Source organism: Janibacter zhaoxuefangae (genome assembly GCF_050271985.1).
GTDB lineage: Bacteria > Actinomycetota > Actinomycetes > Actinomycetales > Dermatophilaceae.
In genome coordinates this window covers 338,808-364,010 of sequence record NZ_CP189849.1, presented here as the reverse complement: position 1 = coordinate 364,010, position 25,203 = coordinate 338,808, and the positions used below count along the sequence as shown (strand labels likewise).

The window sequence follows — 25,203 nt, the reverse complement described above, 5'->3', positions numbered from 1 at the left end:
CAGTCCACCGTCAAGCCCGGACACCGGCGAGATCCGGGCCTACGCTGAAGTGGTCGCACGATGCACCCGACGGCAGTGCCGGGGGCGCGGGCGGTGGGGCGGAAGGACGGGCCATGACCGTGGACGCAGGGGATCACCGGATGCGGGCTCGGCGGGGTGGCGTGGCACGGGCGCGCCTGGCCGTCGTGGCGGCGGCGACCAGCGGGGCGGTGGCTGGCTCGTGCGCCCTTCCGGCGGGGGCCGAGGTGGTCGCGTCGGCGCCGACGACAACGGCACCGGCCGCGACATCAGCTGCCGTGGCGCCCGCATCGGAATCGGGAACGGAGGTGACGATCGTCCTGAGCGGCGACATGCTCATCCACACTCCCCTGATCGACCAGGCACGGCGCGACTCGACCACGGCCGGGAGCCTCGATTTCCGACCCATGCTGCGCGCCCAGGAACGGCGGGTCGCCCCCGCCGACCTCGGGGTCTGCCACCTTGAGACCCCATCGCCCCGCCCGGAGGTCCCTACAGCGGATACCCGACCTTCGCCGCTCCGGCGCACATCGTCACCGCGATCAAGGCGGTCGGCTACGACGCGTGCACCACGGCGAGCAACCACTCGCTCGACCAGGGGTTCAGCGGCATCACGCGCACGCTGGAGGTTCTCGACGCGCAATGGGTCCGGCACACCGGCACGGCGCGCAGTTCCTGGGAGGACACCCGCCCCCTGCTGATCACGCGCCAAGGCGTGACGATCGGGATCGTGTCGGCGACCTACGGCACCAACGGGATCCCCGTGCCGTCGACGCGTCCCTATGCCGTGAACACGCCGCTGTCCGCCACCACCATCCTGCGCGACGCGCGCCGGGCCCGTGAGGCTGGCGCCGACATCGTCATCGTGGCCATCCACGCCGGCACGGAGTACCAGCACTCGCCCAACGCCCAGCAGAAGTCCCTGGTCACGACGCTGACCGCCTCGCGCGACGTCTCGCTCGTCTACGGCCACCACGCCCACGTCGTCCAGCCGATCACGAAGGTGAACTACAAGTGGGTGGCCTACGGCCTCGGCAACTCCTTCGCGACGAGCACGACGCAGTACAACGCCAGCACCGGCGAGCAGATCATGGCGCGCTTCCGCTTCTACCGGCGGTGGGACGGCAACTGGGTCGTCAAGCAGGCCAGCTACATCCCCGGCTACTCACCCAACGTGCGGCCCTATCGATGGGTGGACCTCGTCACCGCGTCAAAGGACACGAGCCTCAGTTCGACCACGCGTGATGCCTACTCCCGGCGCGTCAGCCACGTGCGGTCGGTCGTCAACCTGCTCGGTGGCCACAGCAAGGGCCTGACGATGGCCGGGCCGCTCCCCACGTCCTGACCTCCCGCGCGGCTCGGTAGCGTGCCGTCATGGCCTTCTCCGAGCACACCGTCCGCCATCTCGACCACCTCGCGATCACGACGCAGTCGGAGGGTCGGGTGCCGGGCCTTGCCGCGGGCGTCGCCCGTCGCGGCGTCCTCGCGTGGACGAAGGGGGTCGGCACGGCCGACCTGGCCGCGCCCGGTGTTGCGCCGGACGCCGACACCCAGTACCCGATCGCGTCCAACAGCAAGACCTTCACGGCGGTCGCCATCATGGCCCTGCGCGATGAGGGCAAACTCCGCCTCGACGACGCGGTCGGCACCCACGTCCCCGGCGCCGCGCACCCCGAGGTGACGATCCGCCAGCTCCTGGCCCACACCAGCGGCATGCAGCGCGAGCCCGTCGGCGACGTCTTCGAGACCCTCGAGTTCCCCGGCCGCGACGCCCTCGTGGACAACTGGAACGCCGCCGAGCGCGTGGGCCGCCCGCACACGCACTGGCACTACAGCAATCTCGCCTTCTCGGTCCTCGGTGAGGTCGTCACCCGACTGTCCCGCACCGACACGTGGTTCGAGGCGATCCGCACGCGCCTGCTCGAACCACTCGGCCTGACCCGCACGACCCTCGGTGTCGCCCCGGGCGGCCGCGCGGCCGGGCGCTACTTCGTGCCGCCGTGGAGCGACGTGCCCGCCGCCGAGCCGGACCTGCTCGTCGGCGCCGTCGACGCCGCCGCCGGCCTCGCCAGCACGCTGACCGACATGGCGCGCTGGGGCGGCTTCATCGCCGACCCCGACCCCTCGATCCTCTCCCCCGACACCATCGAGGAGATGTGCCAGCCCCAGGTCGTCATGGACGTCCAGGGGTGGACCGCCGCCTTCGGCCTGGGCCTCATGCTCTTCCGCGACGACGCCAAGCGGACCTGGGTGGGCCACACCGGCGGCTGGCCCGGCGGGATCACGGGAGCCTTCACCCACCGCGAGAGCGCCACGACCGGCCTCGTCCTGATGAACAGCACCTCGAGCCCGGACCCGGCCGCCGCCGCGATCACCTACGCGTCGACCGCCCTCGACCGCGAGCCGGTCGAGCCGGAGGCGTGGACGCCGGGCACGGCTGTCCCCGCGGAACTCGCGGGCGTCCTGGGCCCGTGGTTCTCCGAGGGCACCGAGTTCATCTTCAGTGTCCGGCAGGGAGCCCTCGAGGCGCGCGCTGCCAAGGCCCCCGCGAACAAACCTCCGGCCGTCTTCGAGCGCATCGAAGCCGATCTCCACCGCACCGTCTCCGGGCGCGAGCGCGGCGAACTCCTCCGCATCCGGCGCGCGGCCGACGGCACCGTCGAGGCGATGAACTGGGCGACGTACCTCTTCACCCGGGAGCCGCTGGCCTTCGGCGAGTGGCTCTGACGATCGGACGTCGGCGGCCCGATCAGGGCTCGGCGAAGCCCGTCACGGCGACGGCCAGTTCGCCGTCCGCCGGATCCTGCGGCATCACGAAGACGAGCGCGACCTCCTCGCCGCCGGAGAGGAAGTCGACGCTCTGGTCGCCCGCCATGACCTCCTCGCCGTCGACCGTGAGGCTCGCGGACACCTGGACCGCGGCGGCGGTGTCGTCGGCGACGTTGCGCAGCGTCACCGGCACGTGCCAACTCGTCCCGACCTGACGCGCCTCGCCAACGACCACCCGCGGATCGGCGGGCTCGCTGGGGCCACGCAGTTGGAGCGCCAACAGGACGACGAGCACGAGCAGGACGACACACGCCCCGGCGAAGGTCGCCCACCGCGCCGCGGTGCGCTCCGAGGATCCGGTCATGCGACGAGTCTGCCAGCAGCGCCACCGATGGCAGCGGGGAGTCCGAGCACGATGACGCGGTCGAGCATCTCGGTCCACGGCCCGTCCGCCCGCTGGAAGAGCCACAGCAGGACGAAGGCGACGACCAGCGAGAGCAGGTAGGCGACGACGGTCTCGGTCAGCGGCGCCTGGAGCAGACCAGCCTGCTCGTGGCGCGCGTCCTGACCGGTGAACCCGGCGGCGAAGACGATCCCGTAGGACGTCACCAGCGTCGCCCCGATGAGCGCGATGAGCCACCCCGGGTCGAGGCCCGCGGCGAGCTGGCTGACCTCGTCCGTGGGCGCGATGGTCACGGCGACGAAGGTCGCGCCGATCGCCGTCGCGCCGAGGTCCGCGAGGGTGACGTTGACGGGGTGCTCGGCGGCGCCTTCGCGGTCGCCGTCGCCCCCTTCGTCATCACTGTCGCCGTCCTCGTCGGTGCCGGCGCGCGACCCGCGCAGCAGGTGCCGCGCCACCCCGATGCCGAGGCAGAAGGGGACCGACTCGTAGACGACCATCCCGCCGATGGCGCCGATCGGGACGTCCGGGGTGATCTGGCGCAGGAGGACGAGCACGACGAAGGTGAGCACGATCCCGACCGCGAGCGAGATGACCGCGTCGCGCGTTGCCGCGATGAGGCTCGTGTCGCGCCGGCGGCGGAACCCCTCGGTCTTGTTGAGGACGATGAGCGCGGCCCACAGGGCGACGAGGACGAGCAACGAGACGAGGGGGTGGGAGCGCGAGCCCGTCCACCACACCTCCATCGTGTAGAGCAGCGGGATGCCGAAGAGCATCCCCCCGGACGCGGCGTGGATGAGCTCGCCGAGTTCCGCTCGCGCGGGGCTGGTCCCGGTGGGCGCCGACGCCGTGGTGGTCATGCGGTCATCATGCCCGCTCGCGCAGCTCCCGGTAGAGGACCTTGCCGGTGGCGTTGCGCGGCAACTCGTCGAGGACGACGACGTCGCGGGGCACGACGTGCCGGGCGCGGCGGGAGCGCACATGCTCGCGCACCTCGTCCGCCGTCACGGCGTGACCTTCGTGCAGGACGACGAAGGCGGCCAGCCGCTGGCCGAAGTCGGCGTCCGGGACGCCGACGACGGCGACCTCGCGGATCGCCGGGTGGTCGATCAGTGCGGACTCGACCTCGGAGGGGAAGACGTTCTCCCCGCCGCTGATGATCATGTCGTCATCGCGCCCGTCGACGAAGAGCAGACCGCCCTCGCGGTGGCCGACGTCCCCGGTGGCGACGAGGCCGTCGAGGAACTCCTTGTTGGCGGCGCCCGCCGTGTAGCCCTCGAAGACGAGGCCGTTGCCACAGAAGATGCGGCCGCGCTCCCCGTCGGGCACGTCGCGGCCGTCCTCACCGACGAGGCGCACGATCGTCCCGAGCGGAGGCGTGCCGGCGGTGTCGGCGTGACGACGCAGGTGCGCTGGTGTCGCGATGGAGATCCACGACGCCTCCGTGGAGCCGTAGAGGTTGTAGAGCACCTCGCCGTAGGCGTCCATGAAGCGCGTCGTGAAGCCGCTGGGGTAGGCGGAGCCGCTCGTCGCCACGACCCGCAGGCGCGACCGATCGGCCGAGCGGCCGTCGTCGGGCAGCTCCAGCATCCGCTGGAGCATGACCGGGACGGCGAAGACCGCGTCGACACGTTCGTCGCCGATGGTTGCGCGCACCTGGGCGGGGTCGAAGCGCCGCTGGAGGATCACGATGGCGCGCAACGCCGTCGCCAACTGGAGGGCGGCGAAACCCCAGGTGTGGAAGATCGGCGCGCTGATGAGGATGCGGCCGCGTGCCCGCAGCGGGATGCGGTCGATCATCGTGACGAGTGGCCCGAACCCACCCGGGGTCTTGCGCGCGGCCCCCTTCGGCGTGCCCGTCGTCCCCGACGTGAGGATGATCGTCCGGCCCGCGCGCGCCGGGGGCGAGAGCGGAGCGGGCTCAGGCAGGGCCTCGAGGCGCGTGGTGAAGGCGGTCTCGTCGATCCGGGTGAGGGCGTCGGGAAGTGCCGCCACGACGGGGCCGAACTCGTCGTCGTGGACGAGCGTCACCAGCTCCTGCTGGGCCGCGACGAGCGCGAGCTGCTCCGCCGAGAGCCCGGTGTTGAGCAGGACGAGGTCGACGCCGATCGCGCTCGCCCCGAAGAGAATCTCCACGGCTCCGACGTGGTTGCGGGCCAGCAGGCCGACACGCGTGCCGGGCGCAGCGCCGAGGTCCGCCAGGACGGTTGCCGCGCGCTCCGAGCGCGCCAGCAGCTCGGCATAGGTGACCGCGCCGCGCTGCTCGTCGATGACCGCCACGGCCTTCGGGCTGCGACTCGCCGCCTGGCGCAACTCACCCGCGAGACCGAACCCCCAGCGCCTCAACGCGAGCAGCTGCCGCGCCGTGCGCTGTGGCGGCCCGGGCGCGAGCATCCCGCGCTTGGCCATGGTCGTGGCGACCACCAGGGGATTCACCGTGCGATCACTCCGCCGGCTTCTCGGCCGCCGCCGTCTTCGCGACGGCCTTCGTGGCCGTCGTCTTCTTGGCCGCGGTCTTCTTGGTGGCCGTCTTCTTCGCGGTGGTCTTCTTCGCGGTCGTCTTCTTGGCTGTGGTCTTCTTCGTGGCGGTCTTCTTCGTCGCCCGCTTGCGCGTCGTCGGCCCCTTGGCCCGCTTCTCGGCAAGCAGCTCGAAGGCGCGGTCCTGGGTGAGCGTCTCGGGCTCGTCGTCCTTGCGGAGCGTCGCGTTCGTCTCGCCGTCCGTCACGTAGGGACCGAACCGGCCGTCCTTGACGACGACCTTCTTGCCGCTGACGGGATCGGCGTCGAACTCCTTGAGCGGCGGCTTGGCCGCGGCGCGGCCGCGCTGCTTGGGCTGGGCGTAGATCGCGAGGGCCTCGTCGAGGGTGATGCTGAAGAGCTGGGACTCCGTCTCGAGCGAGCGGGAGTCGGTGCCCTTCTTGAGGTACGGGCCGTAGCGACCGTTCTGTGCCGTGATCTCCACCGGCACCTCCGCGGTGGTGCCGTCGTCCGCGGTGACGGTCTCGTTGGCGACACCGACGACGCGGGGCAGCGACAGGAGCTGGAGAGCCGTCTCGAGGTCGATCGTGGCCAGGTCCATGTCCTTGAAGAGGGACGCGGTGCGCGGCTTGACCTTGGCGCGGCCCTTCTTCTCGGTCTCGCTCTCGGGCAGGACCTCGGTGACGTAGGGGCCGTACCGCCCGGCGCGTGCGAGGATCTCGTGCCCGGACTCGGGGTCCGTGCCGAGCACGCGACCATCGTCGGCGGCCACCTCGAGGAGCTCGCGGGCCTTGGCGGCCGTCATCTCGTCGGGGGCGATGTCGTCGTTGATCGTCGCGCGGCGGGGGGTGGCGCGGGTCTCGGGCGCCTCGTCGGCGAGGACCTCACCCGTCGCGGGGTCGATCCCCGCCGGAACGACCTCCTCGACGTAGGGGCCATAGCGGCCGACGCGCACGACCATGCCGTCGCCGAGGTCGATCGTGGAGATGGCGCGGGCGTCGATGTCGCCCAGGTCGGCCACGAGGTCGCGCAGCCCCTCGACCGACGTCGCCTCGTCCCCGAAGTAGAACCGCTTCAGCCACGTCACGCGGGCCGCGTCGCCCGCGGCGATGCGGTCGAGGTCCTCCTCCATGGAGGCGGTGAAGTCGTAGTCGACGAGTCGGGTGAAGTGCTCCTCCATGAGCCGCGTGACGGCGAAGGCGAGCCACGTCGGGACGAGCGTCGCGCCGCGATTCTGGACGTAACCGCGGTCCTGGATGGTGCCGATGATGGAGGCGTAGGTCGACGGGCGACCGATCCCCTTCTCCTCCATGGCCTTGACGAGTGTCGCCTCGGTGTAGCGCGCCGGCGGCGACGTCTCGTGGCCGTCTGCCTCGGCCGAGACGACCTTGAGGGAGACGCCCTCGCCGAGCTTCGGGAGGCGGCGGTCCTCCTCCTGGGCGGTGCGGGCGGCGAGCTCGTCGAGGTCGCGGCCCTCCTCGTAGGCAGCGAGGAAGCCCTTGAAGGTGATGACGGTGCCCGAGGCGGAGTACTCGACCCGGTCCGCGGCGGGGCACCCGGTCAGGCCCGCGCCGAGCTTGATCGTGGCCGTGGACCCCTTCGCGTCGGCCATCTGGGAGGCGACGGTGCGCTGCCAGATGAGCTCGTAGAGGCGGAACTCGTCGCCGCGGAGCTCGCCCGCGACCTGCGCCGGCGTGCGGAACCGGTCGCCCGCGGGGCGGATCGCCTCGTGCGCCTCCTGCGCGTTCTTGACCTTCTTGGCGTAGGTGCGCGGGCTGTCGGGCACGTACTCGGCGCCGTAGAGGTCGCGCGCCTGGCTGCGGGCCGCGGACATCGCGGCCGAGGACAGCGCGGTGCTGTCCGTACGCATGTAGGTGATGTAGCCGTTCTCGTAGAGCCGCTGGGCGACCCGCATCGCGTTCTTGCTCGTGAGGCGCAGCTTGCGCGATGCCTCCTGCTGGAGCGTGGACGTCGTGAAGGGGGCGTAGGGCCGCCGGGTGTACGGCTTCTCGGTGACGGCCGTGACGGTGACGTCGGCAGCCAGGGTCGCCGAGGCGATCGCCGTGGCGGCCTGCTCGTCGAGGTGCACGACGGCGGACTTCAGCGTCCCGTCGTCGCGGAAGTCGCGGCCGCTGGCGACGCGGGCGCCGTCGACTCCGGTGAGGCGCGCGGTGAAGGCGTTGCCTCCGACGTCGGGGGTGAAGGAACCGAGGACGTCCCAGTAGGCGGCCACGCGGAAGGCCATCCGCTCGCGCTCGCGCTCGACGACCATGCGGGTCGCGACGGACTGGACGCGGCCGGCGGACAGACCCGCCTTCACCTTGCGCCACAGCACCGGGCTGACCTCGTAGCCGTAGAGCCGGTCGAGGATGCGTCGCGTCTCCTGCGCGTCGACCATGTGGTGGTCGAGGTCGCGGGTGTTGTCGACGGCGCGCTGGATGGCCTCCTTGGTGATCTCGTGGAAGACCATCCGCTTCACGGGAACCTTGGGCTGCAGGGTCTCGAGGAGGTGCCAGGCGATGGCCTCCCCCTCGCGGTCCTCATCCGTGGCGAGGTAGAGCTCATCGGCGCCCTTGAGCAGCCGTTTGAGCTCGTTGACCTTCTTCTTCTTGTCCGCGTCGACGAGGTAGTAGGGCTCGAAGTCGTTGTCGACGTCGACGCCGAAGCGGCCGAACGGGCCCTTCTTGATCTCGGCCGGCATCTCGGAAGGGGTGGGGATGTCCCGGATGTGGCCGACGGAGGCCTCGACGTCGTAGTCCTTGCCGAGATATCCCGCGATGGTCTTCGCCTTGGCGGGAGACTCGACGATGACGAGCTTGCGACCGCTCACCACGCACCTACCTGTTCTGTCACCGCGTGCAGCGGATTCGTCGCTGCTCGGACACGGTTCTGCGGTCAGACGGTAGCCGGTCCCGCGTTCGGGCGACGATGGGGGCGAGTCCGCAGACCCCTGTTGTTGAACATTCAACTATTCTTTGCTATGCTCAGCCCATGACCGAGACCCTCGCCCCCACCCGCCAGCCGGTGCTCTACCTCAGCCATGGCGCCCCTCCGCTCGCGGACGACGCGACGTGGACCGGGCAGCTCGGCCAGTGGGGCAACGGCCTGCCGCGCCCCAGCAACATCCTCATGGTCTCCGCCCACTGGGAGGAGGCGCCGATCGCCGTCAGTTCCACCCGCGCGGGCACCCCGCTCGTGTACGACTTCTGGGGCTTCCCGGAGCGCTACTACCAGGTGCGCTACGACGCCCCGCCGGCCGTGGACCTGGCCGCCGACATCGACGGCCTGCTCAGCACCGGCGGCACGACCGTCCACCACGATGACCGCCGCGGACTCGACCACGGGGCCTACGTTCCCCTCGTCGAGATGTTCCCCGAGGCCGACGTCCCCGTCCTCCAACTGTCGATGCCCACGCTCGACCCCAAGGCCCTCTTCGACCTCGGGCGCCGCCTGGCCCCGCTGCGCGACCAGGGCACGCTCATCGTCGGCTCTGGCTTCACGACGCACAACCTCCGCTGGTTCAACCCGGCTGCCGGTCCGGACGCGACCCCTCCGACCGCCTCCAGCGAGTTCGACCACTGGGCGGCCGAGACCCTCGCGGCCCAGGACGTCGACGCCGTCCTCGACTTCCTCGACAAGGCGCCCGCCGCCCGCCAGGCCCACCCGCGCACGGAGCACTGGGCACCCCTCTTCGTCAGCCTCGGCGCGGCCTACGAGTCCGGCTCCCTGGCAAACGAGAGTGTCATCGACGGCTTCTGGTTCGGCCTGAGCAAGCGGTCCTGGCAGTTCAACTGAACCAACACTCCCTGCTCCCGCAGGCATGACGAAGGGCGGGCATCCGGTGATCCGGATGCCCGCCCTTCGCGTGCGATCAGCGCTTCTTCTTGGCGCCCGACCGAGTCGTCGGCCCGGGCCGCGTCGGGTCCGGCAGCGGCTTCTCGACCTCGGCGGGGACGACGATCGGCCGCGCCTTGGTCCAGATCACGAAGACCGCGGCTGCGATCAGGAGCGCGAGCCCGGTCCACAGGTTCGCGTTCGTGCCGCCGGTCTTGGCCGGCTCGGCGTCGCCGAGGAGGCCCATGAGCGTGAGGATCACGCCGTAGATCCCCAGCAGGAGACCGATGATGTTGCGGATGTCGAAGGCACCGGCGGTCTTCTTGCCGTCCGCCTGCGTGGTCTTGGTGGTCATGATTCGTCCTCTCAGAAGGCGAAGTTGAGGATGACGACGAGGGCGAGGGCCAGGCCGGCGAGCGGCACGGTCCGCTGGTACCACGGGAGGTTGGCCTCGTTCGGGTCGGTGAGGTCCTCCTTCGGGGTCTCGGAGTAGACGAGACCCTTCAACTCGGACGCCGGCTTGGGCTTGGTCACCAACGAGACGGCCACGCTGACCACGACGTCGACGACGAAGGCGGCCGCCGCCGCCACGAAGGCGGCACCCTGGCCGCTGAGCGGCAGGACGCCCTGGCTCAGACCGCCGAGGGTGTCCTCGGCGAGCACGCCCACGGTGATGGCCGCGGCCGTACCGCTGACGAGACCGACCCAACCGGCGGTCGGCGTCATCCGCTTCCAGAACATGCCGAGGATGAAGGTCGCGAAGAGCGGCGCGTTGAAGAACCCGAAGAGCGTCTGCAGGTAGGTCATCACGTTCGTGTAGCCCGAGGCGATGACGGCGGTGAAGATCGCGATGACCGTCGCCGCGACGGTCGCGAGGCGGCCGATCCGCAGGTAGTAGTCGTCGGAGTGGTCCTTGCGGACGTAGCGCTGCCACAGGTCGTAGCTGAAGACCGTGTTGAAGGCCGAGATGTTGGCCGCCATGCCGGCCATGAAGGCCGCGAGCAGACCCGCGATCGCGAGCCCGAGCAGGCCGTTGGGCAGGACGTCGCGCATGAGGAGCAGCAGGGCGTCGTTGTAGGTCACGCCCTCGCCGGACGACCCGCCCGGCGGGGTGCCGCCGTTCTTCAGCTCCGCGATCTCGTTGACGAGGACCGCGGCGACCATGCCCGGGATGATGACGATGAAGGGGACGAACATCTTGGGGAAGGCGCCGATGATCGGCGTCTTGCGGGCCGCCGAGATGGAGTTGCTCGCCATCGCGCGCTGGACCTCGACGAAGTTCGTCGTCCAGTAGCCGAAGGACAGGACGAAGCCGAGACCGAAGACGATGCCGATGACCGACCAGAAGGAGGAGTCGAAGCCCGACAGCGCCTGACCCGGCCAGCTGTTGAGCTGCTGCGCGGCCGCAGGCACCTCGGCGGAGGCTGGCGCCTTCTCCGCGGCCTCGGTGATCTTGCTCGTCAGACCGTCCCAGCCACCGACGCGGTTGAGGCCGATGAGGGTCAGCGGCAGGAGCGCCGCGACGATGACGAAGAACTGCAGGACCTCGTTGTAGATCGCCGCCGACAGACCGCCGAGGGTGATGTAGGAGAGGACGATCGCCGCCGCGACGATGAGGGCCACCCACAGCGGCCAGCCGAGCAGTGCGTGCACGATCGAGCCGAGGAGGAAGAGATTCACGCCGGCGATGAGCAGCTGGGCCACCGCGAAGGAGATGGCGTTGACCAGGTGGGCGCCGGTGCCGAATCGACGGAACATGAACTCGGGGACCGAGCGCACCTTCGAGCCGTAGTAGAAGGGCATCATCACGACGCCGAGGAAGAGCATGGCGGGGATGGCACCCACCCAGAAGTAGTGCACGGTCGGCAGGCCGAACTGGGCGCCCGAGGCCGACATGCCCATGATCTCGACGGCACCGAGGTTGGCCGAGATGAAGGCCAGGCCGGTCACCCACGCCGGGAGTGAACGCCCGGAGAGGAAGAAGTCGATCGAGTCGGACACCTGCCGACGGGCCACGAAGCCGATACCGAGAACGAAGACGAAGTAGATCGCCACGATCAGGTAGTCGACGGGTCCCGCGTCGATCAGGGTGTCGGCGGACGGGAGTACCGCCGGAGTGAGGGTGGATGACATCGACGACGCCTCCGCGAATCGGGGAAGGCCACTGTTGGCCGCTTACCTCGGCAACGTACTCCTCGGTAGTCCGATTCGCCGCGTCGGCCCCATGCACCTTTGCTCACGGTCGAGTCGGGTTTGTGCTCAACGTCCAGCGACCTCAGGGTGCCGGAGCGCGCTGCCGCCACGTGCCCGGCGGCCTGGGCCGGGAAACGTTCACATGGCCGGGGTGGCCTGCCAGGGCCGGGACATATCCCGGCCCTGAATGACCAGCCCTGCCATCTCAACCAAGGCCGGCCAGCGACCGCGGGTCGAGCGGTCCTTCGTCCTCGGCGTCGACGAGGGCCGCCGCGAACTGCGCCTGGTGCAGGCGGGCGTAGGCGCCCCCGAGAGCGAGCAACTCGGCATGGGTGCCCTGCTCGACGATGCGGCCCTCCTCCATGACGAGGATGACGTCGGCGTCGCGGATCGTCGAGAGCCGGTGCGCGATGACGAAGCTCGTGCGGTCGCTGCGGAGCGCATTCATCGCCTGCTGGATGAGCAACTCGGTGCGAGTGTCGACCGAACTCGTGGCCTCGTCGAGGATGAGCAGGGCGGGGTCCGAGAGGAAGGCGCGGGCGATGGTGATGAGTTGCTTCTCCCCCACACTGATGTTCCCACCTTCGGCGTCGAGCACCGTGTCGTAACCGTCCGGTAGCGAGTGCACGAAACGGTCGACATAGGTCGCCTCCGCAGCGGCTTGCACCTCCGCATCGGTGGCGTCCGGCCGGCCGTAGCGGATGTTCTCGCGGATCGTGCCGCTGAAGAGCCACGTGTCCTGCAGGACCATGCCGATCCGGGAACGCAGGTCATGGCGGGTCAGGTCGGTGATGTCGATCCCGTCGAGGGTGATCCGTCCGCCGTTCAACTCGTAGAAGCGCATGACGAGGTTGACCAGGGTCGTCTTGCCGGCACCGGTGGGACCGACGATCGCCACCGTGTGACCCGGCTCGACGACGAGGTCGAGATCGTCGATGAGGGGCCGTTCGGCGGTGTAGGAGAAGGTGACGTCCTCGAACACGACGCGACCGCGCGGGTCGTCGAGAGTGACGTCGCCGGAGGCCTCGGGGGTCTGCTCGGCCTCGTCGAGCACCTCGAAGACACGCTCGGCCGAGGCGATGCCCGACTGGACGACGTTGGCCATCGACGCGACCTGCGTCAGCGGCTGGGTGAACGACCGTGAGTACTGGATGAAGGCCTGCACGTCGCCCAGGCTCATCGAGCCGTTGGCCACCCGCAGGCCACCGATGACGGCGATGACGACGTAGTTGAGGTTCCCGACGAACATCATCACCGGCATGATGATGCCGCTGATGAACTGGGCGCCGAAGCCGGCCGCGAAGAGCTCGTCGTTCTTCTCGGAGAAGCGCTCGCGGACCTCCCTTCGACGGCCGAAGACCTTGACGAGGTCGTGCCCGGAGAAAGCCTCCTCGACGACGCCGCCGAGCTCGCCGGTCGACTTCCACTGCTGGATGAAGTGGCGCTGGGATCGCTTGCCGATGACCGCCGTGAGCACCACGGAGATCGGGATCGTCACGAGGGCGATCAGGGCCAGCAGCGGCGAGACGATGAACATCATCGTCACCGTCGCGACGACGGTCAGCAGGGCGGTGAGCATCTGCCCGAGCGTCTGCTGCAGCGACTGCGAGACGTTGTCGATGTCGTTCGTGACCCGCGAGAGGAGTTCGCCGCGCGGCTGCCGGTCGAAGTAGGGCAGCGGGAGCCGGTTGAGCTTGTCCTCGACGTCGGAGCGCAGCCGGAAGACGACCCGGTTGACGACGCCGGCGAGCAGGTGGTTCTGCGCCCACGACAGCAGCGAGGCCAAGACGTAGAGGGCCGACACCAGCACGAGCACGTCGCCGATGGCCTGGAAGTCGACGCCCTGACCGGGCACGACGTCCATCGACGAGATCAGGTCGGCGAGCTTGTCCTCGCCACGGGAGCGGAGACCGTCGACCGCCTGCTCCTTGGTGATGCCGATGGGCAACCGCCCGCCGATGAGGCCGGCGAAGATGAGGTCCGTCGCGCGCGCCAGCACCTTCGGCCCCAGCGCGGTCAGCACGACGCTGCCGACGGCCAACACCACCGCCGCGATCACCTCGCGGCGCTCCGGGCGCAACCGGCCGCCCAACCGGCGCGCGGTCGCGGGGAAGTCGCGCGACTTCTCGGTCGGCCGACCGATGTGGGCCATCGGCCCGTGGCCGCCGGCGCTCGGTCCGCGGCGCTTGGCGGCCGCCTTCTCCTCTGCCGTGGGGACTTCACTCATGCCGCGGCCTCCGTGCCCTGCTGTGATTCGACGATCTCGAGATAGGTGGGGCACGAGTCGAGGAGCTCCTCGTGGCGCCCGGAACCGACGACCTGACCGTCCTCGAGGACGATGATCCGATCGGCGTCGGTGATGGTGGAGACCCGCTGCGCGACGATGATCACGGTGGTCTCGCGCGTCGCCGGCACGAGCGCGGCGCGCAGCCGAGCGTCCGTGTTGAGGTCGAGCGCCGAGAACGAGTCGTCGAAGAGCAGGATCCGGGGCTGGGCGACGAGCGCGCGGGCGATGGCCAACCGCTGACGCTGACCACCGGAGACGTTGGTGCCGCCCTGCGCGATGGCGGAGTCGATCCCGTCGGGCATCTGCCGGACGAAGTCGGCCGCCTGGGCGACCTCGAGCGCGTGCCACAGCTCGGGGTCGGTCGCGGCGGGGTTGCCGTAGCGCAGGTTGCTCGCGACGGTCCCGGTGAAGAGGTAGGGCCGCTGCGGCACCCAGCCGATGCGCGCCCAGAGATCCTCGGGGTCGGCGTCCTTCACGTCCACGCCACCCACGAGGAGGGACCCGCCGGTCGCGTCGTAGAGGCGGGGGATGAGGGAGAGCAGTGTCGACTTGCCGGAGCCGGTGCTGCCGATGATCGCCGTCGTCTCACCCGGCCGAGCCTCGACGGTGATGTCGCGCAGGACGGGGACGTCGGCCCCCGGGTAGGCGAACTCGACGCCGCGGAACTCGACGCCCACGGGACCGTCGGGCAGGGGCACGGGGTTCGACGGCGCGGTGACGGAGGTGGGGGTGTCGAGGACCTCGAGCAGGCGCCCGGAGGAGACGACCGCGCGCGGGATCATCATCGACATGAAGGTCGCCATCATCACCGACATCAGGATCTGCATCAGGTAGGCCATGAAGGCGGTCAACGCCCCGACCTCCATCGCGCCGGCATCGACGCGCTTGGCCCCGAACCACAGCACCGCGACGGTGGAGAGGTTGAAGATCAGCATGACCCCGGGGAAGACCACCGCCATGAGCCGGCCGACGGCCAGGGACGTGCCGGTGTAGCGCTCGTTGGCCTCGCCGAAACGGGCGCGTTCGTGGTCCTCGCGGACGAAGGCGCGCACGACGCGGATGCCGGTGATCTGCTCGCGCAGGATCCGGTTGACCCCGTCGACCGAGGTCTGCATGAGGCGGAACTGCGGGACCATCCGGGAGATGACGACGCCGACGAAGCCGCCCAGCAGCGGCACGGCCACAGCCACCAGCCAGGCGAGGCCGAGGTCCTCGCGCAGCGCCATGATGATGCCGCCGATCATCATGAGCGGGGCCGAGACCATCATCGACAAGCCCATGAAGGTGAGGGTCTGGACCTGGGTGATGTCGTTGCTGCTGCGGGAGATCAGCGTCGGGGCGCCGAACCGCGAGACCTCCTGCGCCGAGAAGTCGGCGACGCGGTCGAAGACCCGGCCGCGCAGGTCGCGACCGAGACCGGCGGCGATGCGCGCACCGAGGTAGGTCGCGCAGATCGTGGCGATGATCTGCACGATCGAGACCGCGAGCATCACCGTTCCGGCGCGCACGATGTAGCCGGTGTCCCCCTTCGCGACGCCCTCGTCGATGATCTGGCCGTTGAGGCTGGGGAGGAAGAGCGCGGCGACCGTCGCCCCGAGTTGGAGAAGCAACAGGGTGACGACGAGCCACCGGTAGGGCCGCAACTGGGTGCGGACGAGGCGGATGAGCATCAGTGGACCTCTCGGCTGAGGGGGGCGGACGTGGTCGCGCCGGGGCGGACCCGGGTGCCGTCGAGGACGAGGTCCACGATCTCGGCGGGGGTCAGCGGGTGTTCGTCGGACAGGTGAGGGTGGCTGCCTGCGAAGGTGAGCAGCCGGAGGAAGACGACGAGGGACTGCGGGTGCACACGCAGGTGCTCACGGTCGGCGCCGACGAGGTCGACCATGATCCCGTCGATCCGCTCGTGCCACTCGGCGTGGTGTCGTGGTTGGCCGTGTCGGGGAGGCTCCATGACGCCGACCTTGGCCATCAGGCCGAAGACCTCCTGCATCCGGCGTTGGGATATCCCCACCGCCTCGATGAGGCGCTCGCGCAGCGGCAGCCCCGCGTCGACGCCCCGCAGCAGGTCCGCCACCCGGGTGGGGTCGACCGCGGACGCGATCGTCGCGTCGATGAGGGCCTCCTTGGACTCGAAGGCGCGGAAGACCGTGCCCTCGGCGATCCCCGCAGCCCGCGCGATCTGGCTCGTCGTGACGGTCCGGCCGTGCTCGCGCAGCAGGGGCAGCGTCACGTCGATGAGATGGGCTCGGCGGTCCTCGACGGACATGGCGGGTGCACGACTCATCCCCGCAGTATGAATGAGTGAGCACTCACTCACAAGTCGGGTGGGTGCTGACCGGGCCGACGAAGGTGGCGGCCCGACATCAGTTGGCGAGCAGGAGTCCGTCCGCCGCGAGGTCCCGCACGAGGGTGACACCGTCGGCGAGGCCGACCGACGCGTCGAGGTCGAGCAGTCCCGCGATGGCCACGATCGCCTGCCGCGCCGTGAGCTCCCCGTCACAGACCGACAGCAGCGCAGCGCCGAGGGTGTCCACGCGGATCGCCCGCCGCAGGCCGCCGCCCTGCCGGATGACGATGACGCTCGGGTCGGTGTCACCGGGGCGCGAGTGGCGCTCCTCCGTGACGTCGTCGGCGCACCGCCACGCCGTGTCGAGCACCTCGTCGTCGGTCCGCTCGGCGAGCCAGGTCCGCGCCCGCAGGCCCGCGAGGACAGCCGGGCCCATCGGCTGGGCCACCGGACCAGTGACCTCGACGAGATCGACGAAGGTCGCCCGCTCCCGGTCGGGTCGCTGCACGGTGATGATGCCGAAGCCGATGGCGCTCACGCCGCGGCTGGCGAAGTCGTCCAGCCAGGCGCCGTAGAGCTGCTCGTGGGCGCGGGTCCCGGGCTGCTGCCCACCGTCGCGGACCCAGGTCTCCGCGTACTCGGCCGGGTCCTGCGTCTCGCGCTGAACCACCCACGCGTCGAGCCCGGTCCCCTCGACCCAGCTGGCCACCTTCGTGCGCCAGGCGTCCTCGTCGTCGCCGACGATCTCCCAGTTGCCGAGCAGCTGCGCGATGCCGCCGGGAGCGAGGTGGGCGCCGACCCGGCGCACGAGGTCGGCCACGACCGCGTCCCCGGACCGGCCACCGTCGCGGTACTCGTAGAGCGGCACCCCGGCCGCGCGCGGCGTGATGACGAAGGGCGGGTTGGACACGATGAGGTCGAAGGTCTCACCGGCGACGGGTTCGAGCATCGAACCGGCGCGCAGCTCCCACGACGTCCCGTTGAGCGCGGCGTTGAAGGCGGCGTAGCCGAGGGCGCGCGCGGACAGGTCGGTGGCGACGACGTGCTCGGCGTGCTGCGAGAGGTGGAGGGACTGGACCCCGCAGCCCGTGCCGACGTCGAGGGCGCGGGCGACGGGCAGCCGCGGCGTCCACGTCGCGAGCGTGGTCGAGGCGCCGCCGATACCCAGGACGTGGTCCTGGGGCAGCGGTCCGCCGACCGCGGACTCGGGCAGGTCGGAGGCGAGCCACCAGCCCGCGGAGTCGCAGGCGTGCGGACGAAGGTCGCACGTCGCACGCACCGCGGCGCCCTCGGCGGCCACGAGGCCCAGGCCGACGAGGCCCGCGACCCCCACGGTCGGCAGGGCGCGCTCGACGACGTCGGTGTCGATCGCGTGGTTGAGGCAGAAGAGCCGCACGATGACGGCCAGGGGGTCGTCCCCGGCGAGCGCCCGCGCGGCGGGGAGGGCGTGGTCGCGCCGGAGGGCGCGGGCAGCGACGGTCCCGAGCCGCTCCTCGACACCGTCGACGGTGAAGCCCGCCGCGTGCAGGTCGACCCGCAGGTGGGCCAGAAGGTCGCTGTCGGGGACGGGCGGGGTGGGGGCTGAGGTCACGGGCCGAGCCTAGTCGCGGCCCGTGACCTCCCGCCTCAGCGTGACTGCTGGTCGTCCAGTTCGGCGACGCCCTCGCCGGCGACGTCGCGGTCCTGGATGTCACGGCCCTCGATGTCACCGTCGGCGAGGTCACCCTCCTCGACGTCGACGCCGTCGGCGTCGCCACCGATGGCGATGTCGCGCGCCTTCGAGATCATCACGGCCACGACCACGATGACGACCGCGATGGCGGCGATCCCGTAACGCAGGGCCGGCTGGGCGTCCTCACCGATGGACAGGGTGACGATGGCCGGGGCGATGAGCACCGCGACGAGGTTCATCACCTTGATCAGCGGGTTGATGGCCGGGCCGGCCGTGTCCTTGAAGGGGTCACCCACGGTGTCGCCGATGACGACGGCCGCGTGGGCCTCGGAGCCCTTGCCGCCGTGGACGCCGTCCTCGACGATCTTCTTCGCGTTGTCCCACGAGCCGCCCGCGTTGGCGAGGAAGACGGCCATGAGGCAGCCCGTGCCGATGGCGCCGGCGAGGAAGCCCGCGAGCGCACCCAGCCCGAGTCCGAAGCCGACGGCCACGGGAGTCAGCGCGGCGAGCAGGCCGGGGGTGGCCAGCTCACGCAGCGAGTCCTTCGTGCAGATGTCCACGACCTTGGCGTAGTCGGGCTTCTCGTCGTAGGTCATGATCCCCGGGTGCTCGCGGAACTGTCGCCGCACCTCGAAGACGATGGCGCCCGCCGCGCGGGTCACGGCGTTGATCGCCAGGCCCGAGAAGAGGAAGACCACGGCCGCGCCGAGCAGCACCCCGACGAGCGTCGAGGGCGTCGTGATGAGCCCCTGGGCGTCGGTGACGAAGTCCTGCGCGGTCGTCAGCTCGTCCTGGTTGAGCCCGCTCGGGTCGAGCTCACGCACGGCCGTCTGCCACGCGTCGGTGTACGACCCGAAGAGGGCCGTGGCCGCGAGGACGGCGGTGGCGATGGCGATGCCCTTGGTGATCGCCTTCGTCGTGTTGCCGACGGCGTCGAGCTCGGTGAGGATCTGGGCGGCCTCCTCGTCGACGTCACCGGACATCTCGGCGATGCCCTGGGCGTTGTCGGAGACGGGACCGAAGGTGTCCATCGCGACGATGACGCCAACCGTCGTCAGCAGGCCGCAGCCCGCGAGCGCGACGAGGAAGAGGGCCAGCGCGGTCGAGCCGCCACCGAGCAGGAAGGCGAGGTAGACGGCGCCACCGATGATGGCCGCCGTGTAGACCGCGGATTCGAGGCCGACGCCGATACCGGAGAGCACGACGGTGGCGGGGCCGGTCAGCGACGTGCGCGCGACGTCCATCGTCGGTCGCTTGTCCGTGCCCGTGAAGTACCCCGTCAGCCAGAGGATGACGCCGGCGAGCAGGATGCCGATGAAGACGGCCAGGGTGGCGCTCATCCGCGGGTCGCCCCCGAGCGCCGCGACCTCCTCGCTCGTGCTGGCAAGGCCGGCGAAGGTGTCCGGCAGGTAGGCGTACGCGGCCACGGCCGCGAGGACGGCCGAGATCGCCGCCGAGATGTAGAACGAACGGTTGATCGCGTTGAGGGCGCTCTCGCCCGCGCGCGCCTTCGTGATGAAGACGCCGAGCAGGGCGGTGAGCGCGCCGATGGCGGGGATGATCAGCGGGAAGACGAGGCCGTAGGCGCCGAAGGCGACGGACCCGAGGATCAGGGCCGCGACGAGCGTGACCGCGTAGGACTCGAAGAGGTCGGCCGCCATGCCCGCACAGTCGCCGACGTTGTCACCGACGTTGTCGGCGATGGTGGCCGCGTTGCGCGGGTCGTCCTCGGGGATGCCCGCCTCGACCTTGCCGACGAGATCGGCGCCGACGTCGGCCGCCTTCGTGAAGATGCCGCCGCCGACGCGCATGAACATGGCGAGCAGCGCGGCGCCGAAGCCGAAACCCTCGAGCACCTTGGGCGCGTCACCCTGATAGGCGAGGACGACGACGGAGGCGCCGAGGAGGCCCAGGCCCACGGTGACCATGCCGACGACACCGCCGGTGCGGAAGGCGATCCGGACGCCTTCGTCACGACCGGACGTGCGTGCGGCCTCGGCGACCCGGACGTTCGCCTTCACCGCGAGGCTCATGCCGAGATAGCCGATGGAGGCAGAGAAGAGGGCGCCGAGCACGAAGAAGCCGGAGCGACCCCAACGGATGGCGCTCGTGTCGGCGGGGAGGAAGAGCAGCACGATGAAGACGAGGACGACGAAGCCGCCGAGGGTCTTGAACTGCCGCGCCAGGTAGGCCTGGGCACCCTCCTCGACCGCGGCCCCGATCTCCTGCATCCGCTCGGTCCCGGGATCCGCGGCCAGCACCTGCTGGCGGAAGAACACTCCGAAGCCGAGCGCGATCAGGGCGATCACCGCCACGCCGATCGTCAGGGTCAGGTTCGTGCCGGTGATCTCGAGATCCGAGCCGGCGGTCACCACACGGGTCGCCAGTCCTGCCATGCCATCCTCCTTGATGGGTGCGTTCCCCGACGCCGGCCGACGGCGATGCACCGCGCGGAGTCAGTTGCGCCACAACGTACCCGACAGGCCGCCCGATGGCGGGGCTGACGAAGGGAGTTCGTGGTTCCAGGGCCGCAGCCCGACCGTCTACGCTGGTCGGCATGAAGCTGAGCAGCACGCTGGAGAAGGCGTTCAACACGCAGATCACCCTCGAGTTCCAGGCCTCGCTGGTCTACCGCCAGTTGGCCATCGAGCTGGAGGGGATGGATCTGCCCGGCATGGCTGCCTGGCTGCGCCACCAGGCGGACGAGGAGATCGTCCATGCCAACAAGTTCATCGACCACGTCTCCGACCGGGGCAACCACCCCGTCATCGGCGCCATGGAGGCCCCGAAGGGCGACGCCGACTCGGTGCTCGAGGCCTTCACGACCGCGCTCGAGCACGAGCGGAAGGTCTCCGAGTCGATCCGGGAGCTCTACCGCGCCGCCGAGGGCGAGGGGGACCTCGACTCCCGTCCGCTGCTCAACTGGTTCCTCCAGGAGCAGATCGAAGAGGAGTCCACGGTGTCCGAGATCGTGGGCCGCGTCGAGATGATCAACGACGACGGCCCCGGTCTGCTCCGCCTCGACGAGGAGCTCGGTGCCCGCCCGACCACCACGACCGAGGCCCGCTGAGCGGGCAGGTCACCCCGCCCGGTGCGGGGCGCAGGTCAGGAGGCGGACGACTCGCGAGGGTCGTCCGCCTTCGCTGCGTCGATGGCGTCCTCACGGGTGGCGTGGATGGGGAAGACCCTGTCCAGGCCGGTGATGGAGAAGACCCGCAGGATCCGGTCCTGGGTCGCCACGAGGTGCAGCCAGCCGGAGTGGTTGCGCAGCAACTTCAGGCGACCGACGAGGACCCCCAGGCCCGTCGAGTCGAGGAAGGTGACGCGCTCCAGGTCGGCCACGATCGTGTGCTGACCGGCGGAGATGTGCCTGTCGAGAGCATCCCGGAGGATCTGCGCCGTGTAGACGTCGATCTCCCCCTCCGCGGCGACGACGGTCACCCCGTCGTGGTCCGCACTCGTCACGGACAGGTTCACTGCCATACCCCAATCTTTGGCGATCACCGACGGACTTACCGTAGACCACGATGAATGTCGACCGCGAAAACCCGGCGGGACCGGGGTTCGACCCTCAGGCGCAGCTGGCACGTCTCGCCACCCCCGAGCGCGCCGGACGCCTGCGGCACGTCGAGCACATCCCCGCTCGCGCCGCCGCCCTGTGCCCGTGGCCGGACTGGGTGGCTCCGCCCGTGCTGTCGGCGTTCACGACGGCCGGCATCGAGGAACTCTGGTCGCACCAGCGGGACGCCATGGACCGGGCTCACGCGGGCGAGCACGTCGTCCTCGCGACGGGGACGGCGTCGGGCAAGTCGCTGGGCTATCTGGCCCCCCTGCTCACGGCCGCCGTCGACGGCGCCGGGGCGGCGTCGGGCCGCGGCGCGACCGCTCTCTATCTCTCCCCCACGAAGGCGCTCGCCGCCGACCAGCTCTCCCGGATCGAGCGGCTGGCCGTGCCCGGCGTGCGGGCCGCGACCTACGACGGGGACACCCCCCTGGACGAGCGTCGCTGGATCCGCGAACACGCCCAGATCGTGCTCACCAACCCCGACCTGGTGCATCACTCCCTGCTGCCGCTGCACGAGCGGTGGGCCCCCTTCCTGCGGGCGCTCCGTTATGTCGTCGTGGACGAGTGCCACGTCTACCGGGGCGTCTTCGGCGCACATGTCGCGCTCCTGCTGCGGCGCCTGCGGCGGATCGCGCGGCGCTATGGGGCGGACCCGACCTTCGTCCTCGCCTCGGCGACCATCGGTGAACCCGCGGCCCATGCGTCGGACCTCGTCGGCGCCCCGGTCCAGGCGGTGACCGAGGACGGCTCGCCGCGCGAGCAACTGACCTTTGCCCTGTGGCAACCGCCCGAGACGGACGAAGGTGGCCGCCGCTCGGCCACGACCGAGGCGGCCGAGCTCCTGGCCGACCTCGTCGAGGACGACGTCCAGACCGTCGCCTTCGCCCGCTCCCGGGTGGGAGTGGAGGCGCTCGCGGCCGGTGCGGCGCGTCGGCTCGACGCGCGGCTCCACCCTGGCGCCGGCGCCGAGCTCGTCGCGGCATATCGCGGGGGCTACCTGCCGGAGGAGCGCCGCGCCCTCGAGCGCTCCCTGCGCGAGCGCGAGTTGCTCGGTCTGGCCGCGACGAACGCGCTCGAACTCGGGGTCGACATCGCCGGACTCGATGCGGTGCTGCTCGCGGGCTGGCCGGGGCGGCGGGCGTCGCTGTGGCAGCAGGCCGGTCGGGCGGGTCGCTCCGGGGCGCGGTCGCTGGCGATCTTCGTCGCGGCCGACGACCCCCTCGACACCTATCTCGTGCAGCATCCGGAGGCGATCTTCGGGCCGGCCGTCGAGGCCTGCGTCATGGACCCCGCCAACCCACACGTGCTCGCGCCGCACCTCGCAGCGGCCGCGGCGGAACTGCCGCTCACCCCGGCGGACGAGGAGTGGTTCGGGGCGGACATGGTCGCGATCCTCGATGTCCTCGTGGCGCGCGGCATCCTCCGCCGTCGCCCGACGGGCTGGTACTGGGCGCGGCCCGATCGCCCCGGCGACCACGTGTCCCTGCGCGGGACGTCGGGCGTCGTCAGCGTGCTCGAACGCCGCACGGGCCGCGTGGTCGGGACCGTCGACGAGAACTCCGCGCACAGTCAGGTCCACACCGGCGCCGTGCACGTCCACCAGGGACAGAGCTACGTCGTGACCGAGCTCGACCTCGAGGAGGGGACGGCCGCGGTCGTGCGTGGGGACGCCGGCTGGACCACCCAGGCCCAGTCCGTGTCCGCCTTCGACATCGTCGCCGAGACGGCCGGCGCCGATCACGGTCCGGTCCGCCTCTCCTTCGGATCGGTGCGCGTCCGCACCCAGGTCACCTCCTTCCTGCGCCGGCTGCCCGGTGGCGAGGTCATCGGCACCCACCCGCTGGACCTGCCGGAGCGGGTCCTGGCGACGAAGGCGGTCTGGTGGACCATGACGCCGGAGTCCCTCGCCGCCGCCGGCATCGACGCGGTCGACGTCCCCGGCGCCGCGCACGCCGCGGAGCATGCCGCCATCGGCATGCTGCCCCTCATGGCGACCTGCGACCGCTGGGACGTCGGCGGGGTCTCGACGGCCCTGCACCCCGACACGGGCCTGCCGACGGTGCTCGTCTACGACGGCCACCCCGGCGGAGCCGGGTTCGCCGAGCGGGCGCACTCGGTCATCGTCGAGTGGTTGGCGGCGACCCGAGAGGCGGTGGCCGGATGCCCCTGCGAGCACGGCTGCCCCGGGTGCGTGCAGTCCCCCAAGTGCGGCAACGGGAACGAGCCGTTGGACAAGGCCGGGGCGGTGCGCCTGGTGGACCTCGTCCTCGACTCCCTGCGCGGCGTCGAGCGCCCGTGAGCCCCACTCGGTAGTCTCGAGGAGATCTGCGGGGGCCGATGGCGCCCCGCTCCCCCATCGGAAAGGACGATTCCCGTGGTCCTCCTCGGCCTCCTCCTCGTTCTGGCAGCACTCGTCCTCGGCGCCGTGCTCGTCCTCGGTACGCAGAACCTGACCGACAGCATCGACCTCGAGGCGATGAACGTCACGGTCAGCCTCAACCCCCTCTCCCTCCTCATCGCCGGCGCCGTCGCGATGTTCCTGCTGTGGATGGGCCTCTCGCTGATCCGCTCTGCCCTCGCCCGCAAGAACCGCCTGCGTCGCGAGCGCCGGTTCACCGAGCTCGACGAGCAGCGCCAGCGCGAGATCGAGGAGCACCGTCAGCGTGCCTCGGAGGCGGAGCGCCGCTTCGAGGAGCAGCGGGTCGCCACGGATGAGGCCCGCCGTCGCGCCGAGGTCGCCGAGCGCACCGGCGCCCCCGTCGCCGCCGAGCGGCCGGTCGACCCCACGGTCGACCCCGCCACGCGCGAGTTGCCCCGGACGGGGCGAGGCGAGGTCGGCACCGACGCGCGCGGCTACGGCCAGGATGCGCCCCCCGCCCCGCGTCGCTGACACGTCACGGCCCCAGCACGATCGACGGCGCGAGCCCGGACCACGGTCCGGCTCGCGCCGTCGCGTGTGCCCGCTCCACCCCGAGACCCCCGAGCCGGAAGGGGACCGGCGCCGCGACCGACACCGCGACCGTGCCATCGCCGCCCGTTCGGCAGCCCGTCACCTCGGCATCGTTGAGTCGAGCGACCCTCGTGGCCGCCGCGCATCCCCCTTCCCCCTGACCGGACTCCACCGCGGTCGCCGCCGCGAGCGCGGCCAGGTCCGCGGCACTCCGCGCTCGGTGGGCCGCCGCTGCCGCGCTCGTCACGGCCAGCACCCCGACCAGGGCGAGGAGGAGGCAGCTGACCAGGCCGAGCGCCACGACGGTCATCGAGCCGCGGTCACCCCTGCCCGGCGTCGACCGCACCTTCCCCTCCGCCTTCCACCGCACCGTCCGGCACGCCTTCCAGGACTGCCGTGGCGGACCCGCGTGGCTCACCGGACAGCCCGATGAGGCGCAGGGCCGACGGCGCGGCGGCGGTCACCTCGACAGCCACGGTGCCGCCCTCACGAGCCACCCGCACGGAGGCTCCGTCGGGCGCTGCCCGTCGCGCCACCCGCAGGGCCTCCCCTTCAGCGTCGCCCCGCGCGAGCATCCGGACCGAGGAGCGGGCCGCGTCGAGGCAACGGATCTGGTCGAGCCCCAAACGGATCCCCGAGAGCGCGACGACGAGCACGAAGACGACCGCGGGCACGGCCACGGCGAACTCGGCCGTGGCCGCGCCGGATTCCGGCCGCTCGCCCACCCGTGCTCGCGAACGGCCGGGCATC

The 25,203-nt window shown here is 71.1% G+C and carries 20 protein-coding genes; 6 read left to right on the top strand and 14 right to left on the bottom strand.

Features of this window, described 5'->3' with window-relative positions:
- Window positions 1–490: 490 nt before the first annotated feature.
- Window positions 491–1,363 carry a CapA family protein gene (locus ACQBAS_RS01730; RefSeq protein ID WP_427385559.1) on the top strand — a complete coding sequence of 291 codons (873 nt, stop codon included), beginning with the start codon at window positions 491–493 and terminating at the stop codon, window positions 1,361–1,363.
- A gap of 29 nt (window positions 1,364–1,392) precedes the next feature.
- Window positions 1,393–2,745, top strand: a complete 1,353-nt coding sequence (locus tag ACQBAS_RS01725; protein ID WP_427384612.1) for a serine hydrolase domain-containing protein — start codon at window positions 1,393–1,395, stop codon at window positions 2,743–2,745.
- 22 nt (window positions 2,746–2,767) lie between these two features.
- Here the strand turns inward: ACQBAS_RS01725 and ACQBAS_RS01720 are convergent, their stop codons facing one another.
- The 4 genes from ACQBAS_RS01720 to topA are packed head-to-tail and all read right to left on the bottom strand — an operon-like array spanning window position 2,768 to window position 8,498.
- The gene (locus tag ACQBAS_RS01720; protein WP_427384611.1) at window positions 2,768–3,151 is read right to left on the bottom strand and encodes a hypothetical protein; all 384 of its coding nucleotides are present in this window, start codon (window positions 3,149–3,151) and stop codon (window positions 2,768–2,770) included.
- On the bottom strand, window positions 3,148–4,047 hold the full coding sequence (locus tag ACQBAS_RS01715; protein WP_427384610.1) for a TIGR02587 family membrane protein: 900 nt from the start codon (window positions 4,045–4,047) through the stop codon (window positions 3,148–3,150). The genes ACQBAS_RS01720 and ACQBAS_RS01715 overlap by 4 nt, the downstream gene beginning before the upstream one ends.
- 7 nt (window positions 4,048–4,054) lie before the next feature.
- Window positions 4,055–5,623, bottom strand: coding sequence for an AMP-binding protein (locus ACQBAS_RS01710; RefSeq protein WP_427384609.1), 1,569 nt, complete (start codon window positions 5,621–5,623; stop codon window positions 4,055–4,057).
- A gap of 7 nt (window positions 5,624–5,630) precedes the next feature.
- Window positions 5,631–8,498, bottom strand: coding sequence for a type I DNA topoisomerase (gene topA, locus ACQBAS_RS01705; RefSeq protein ID WP_427384608.1), 2,868 nt, complete (start codon window positions 8,496–8,498; stop codon window positions 5,631–5,633).
- Between the two features lie 158 nt (window positions 8,499–8,656).
- Here topA and ACQBAS_RS01700 point away from each other — a divergent pair, with 158 nt between their 5' ends.
- Entirely contained in the window at window positions 8,657–9,460 is an 804-nt protein-coding gene (locus ACQBAS_RS01700; protein ID WP_427384607.1) for a dioxygenase family protein, read from the top strand.
- A 76-nt stretch (window positions 9,461–9,536) separates the two neighbouring features.
- Here the strand turns inward: ACQBAS_RS01700 and ACQBAS_RS01695 are convergent, their stop codons facing one another.
- From ACQBAS_RS01695 to ACQBAS_RS01665, 7 genes are all read right to left on the bottom strand, one after another.
- The gene (locus ACQBAS_RS01695; protein WP_427384606.1) at window positions 9,537–9,854 is read right to left on the bottom strand and encodes a hypothetical protein; all 318 of its coding nucleotides are present in this window, start codon (window positions 9,852–9,854) and stop codon (window positions 9,537–9,539) included.
- Between the two features lie 11 nt (window positions 9,855–9,865).
- Window positions 9,866–11,632 (bottom strand): sodium:solute symporter family protein, encoded by a 1,767-nt coding sequence (locus ACQBAS_RS01690; RefSeq protein WP_427384605.1) that lies wholly within the window; start codon window positions 11,630–11,632, stop codon window positions 9,866–9,868.
- A 265-nt stretch (window positions 11,633–11,897) separates the two neighbouring features.
- The gene (locus ACQBAS_RS01685) at window positions 11,898–13,919 is read right to left on the bottom strand and encodes an ABC transporter ATP-binding protein (RefSeq protein ID WP_427384604.1); all 2,022 of its coding nucleotides are present in this window, start codon (window positions 13,917–13,919) and stop codon (window positions 11,898–11,900) included.
- The gene (locus ACQBAS_RS01680; RefSeq protein ID WP_427384603.1) at window positions 13,916–15,649 is read right to left on the bottom strand and encodes an ABC transporter ATP-binding protein; all 1,734 of its coding nucleotides are present in this window, start codon (window positions 15,647–15,649) and stop codon (window positions 13,916–13,918) included. The genes ACQBAS_RS01685 and ACQBAS_RS01680 overlap by 4 nt, the downstream gene beginning before the upstream one ends.
- Window positions 15,649–16,263: a TetR/AcrR family transcriptional regulator gene (locus tag ACQBAS_RS01675; protein WP_427384602.1), complete on the bottom strand. Its 615-nt coding sequence runs from the start codon at window positions 16,261–16,263 to the stop codon at window positions 15,649–15,651. Before ACQBAS_RS01675 ends, ACQBAS_RS01680 begins: the two co-directional genes overlap by 1 nt.
- Window positions 16,264–16,342: 79 nt before the next feature.
- Window positions 16,343–17,857, bottom strand: a complete 1,515-nt coding sequence (locus ACQBAS_RS01670; RefSeq protein ID WP_427384600.1) for a DUF7059 domain-containing protein — start codon at window positions 17,855–17,857, stop codon at window positions 16,343–16,345.
- Window positions 17,858–17,892: 35 nt separating this feature from the next.
- Window positions 17,893–20,334, bottom strand: a complete 2,442-nt coding sequence (locus ACQBAS_RS01665; protein ID WP_427384599.1) for a sodium-translocating pyrophosphatase — start codon at window positions 20,332–20,334, stop codon at window positions 17,893–17,895.
- A gap of 161 nt (window positions 20,335–20,495) precedes the next feature.
- Here ACQBAS_RS01665 and ACQBAS_RS01660 point away from each other — a divergent pair, with 161 nt between their 5' ends.
- Window positions 20,496–21,008 (top strand): ferritin, encoded by a 513-nt coding sequence (locus ACQBAS_RS01660; protein WP_427384598.1) that lies wholly within the window; start codon window positions 20,496–20,498, stop codon window positions 21,006–21,008.
- A 35-nt stretch (window positions 21,009–21,043) separates the two neighbouring features.
- On the opposite strand, the gene ACQBAS_RS01655 is transcribed toward ACQBAS_RS01660, so the two are convergent.
- A complete protein-coding gene (locus ACQBAS_RS01655; RefSeq protein WP_427384597.1) occupies window positions 21,044–21,421 on the bottom strand; it encodes an STAS domain-containing protein in 378 nt (125 codons plus the stop codon).
- Window positions 21,422–21,465: 44 nt separating this feature from the next.
- On the opposite strand from ACQBAS_RS01655, the gene ACQBAS_RS01650 reads away from it, so the two are divergent.
- Together ACQBAS_RS01650 and ACQBAS_RS01645 are read left to right on the top strand one after the other, a co-directional pair.
- The gene (locus ACQBAS_RS01650; protein WP_427384596.1) at window positions 21,466–23,802 is read left to right on the top strand and encodes a DEAD/DEAH box helicase; all 2,337 of its coding nucleotides are present in this window, start codon (window positions 21,466–21,468) and stop codon (window positions 23,800–23,802) included.
- A 75-nt stretch (window positions 23,803–23,877) separates the two neighbouring features.
- Window positions 23,878–24,393, top strand: a complete 516-nt coding sequence (locus ACQBAS_RS01645) for a hypothetical protein (RefSeq protein ID WP_427384595.1) — start codon at window positions 23,878–23,880, stop codon at window positions 24,391–24,393.
- Window positions 24,394–24,397: 4 nt separating this feature from the next.
- On the opposite strand, the gene ACQBAS_RS01640 is transcribed toward ACQBAS_RS01645, so the two are convergent.
- Window positions 24,398–24,763: an Rv3654c family TadE-like protein gene (locus ACQBAS_RS01640; RefSeq protein ID WP_427384594.1), complete on the bottom strand. Its 366-nt coding sequence runs from the start codon at window positions 24,761–24,763 to the stop codon at window positions 24,398–24,400.
- 10 nt (window positions 24,764–24,773) lie between these two features.
- Window positions 24,774–25,202, bottom strand: coding sequence for a TadE family type IV pilus minor pilin (locus ACQBAS_RS01635; protein ID WP_427384592.1), 429 nt, complete (start codon window positions 25,200–25,202; stop codon window positions 24,774–24,776).
- Window position 25,203: the final 1 nt, after the last annotated feature.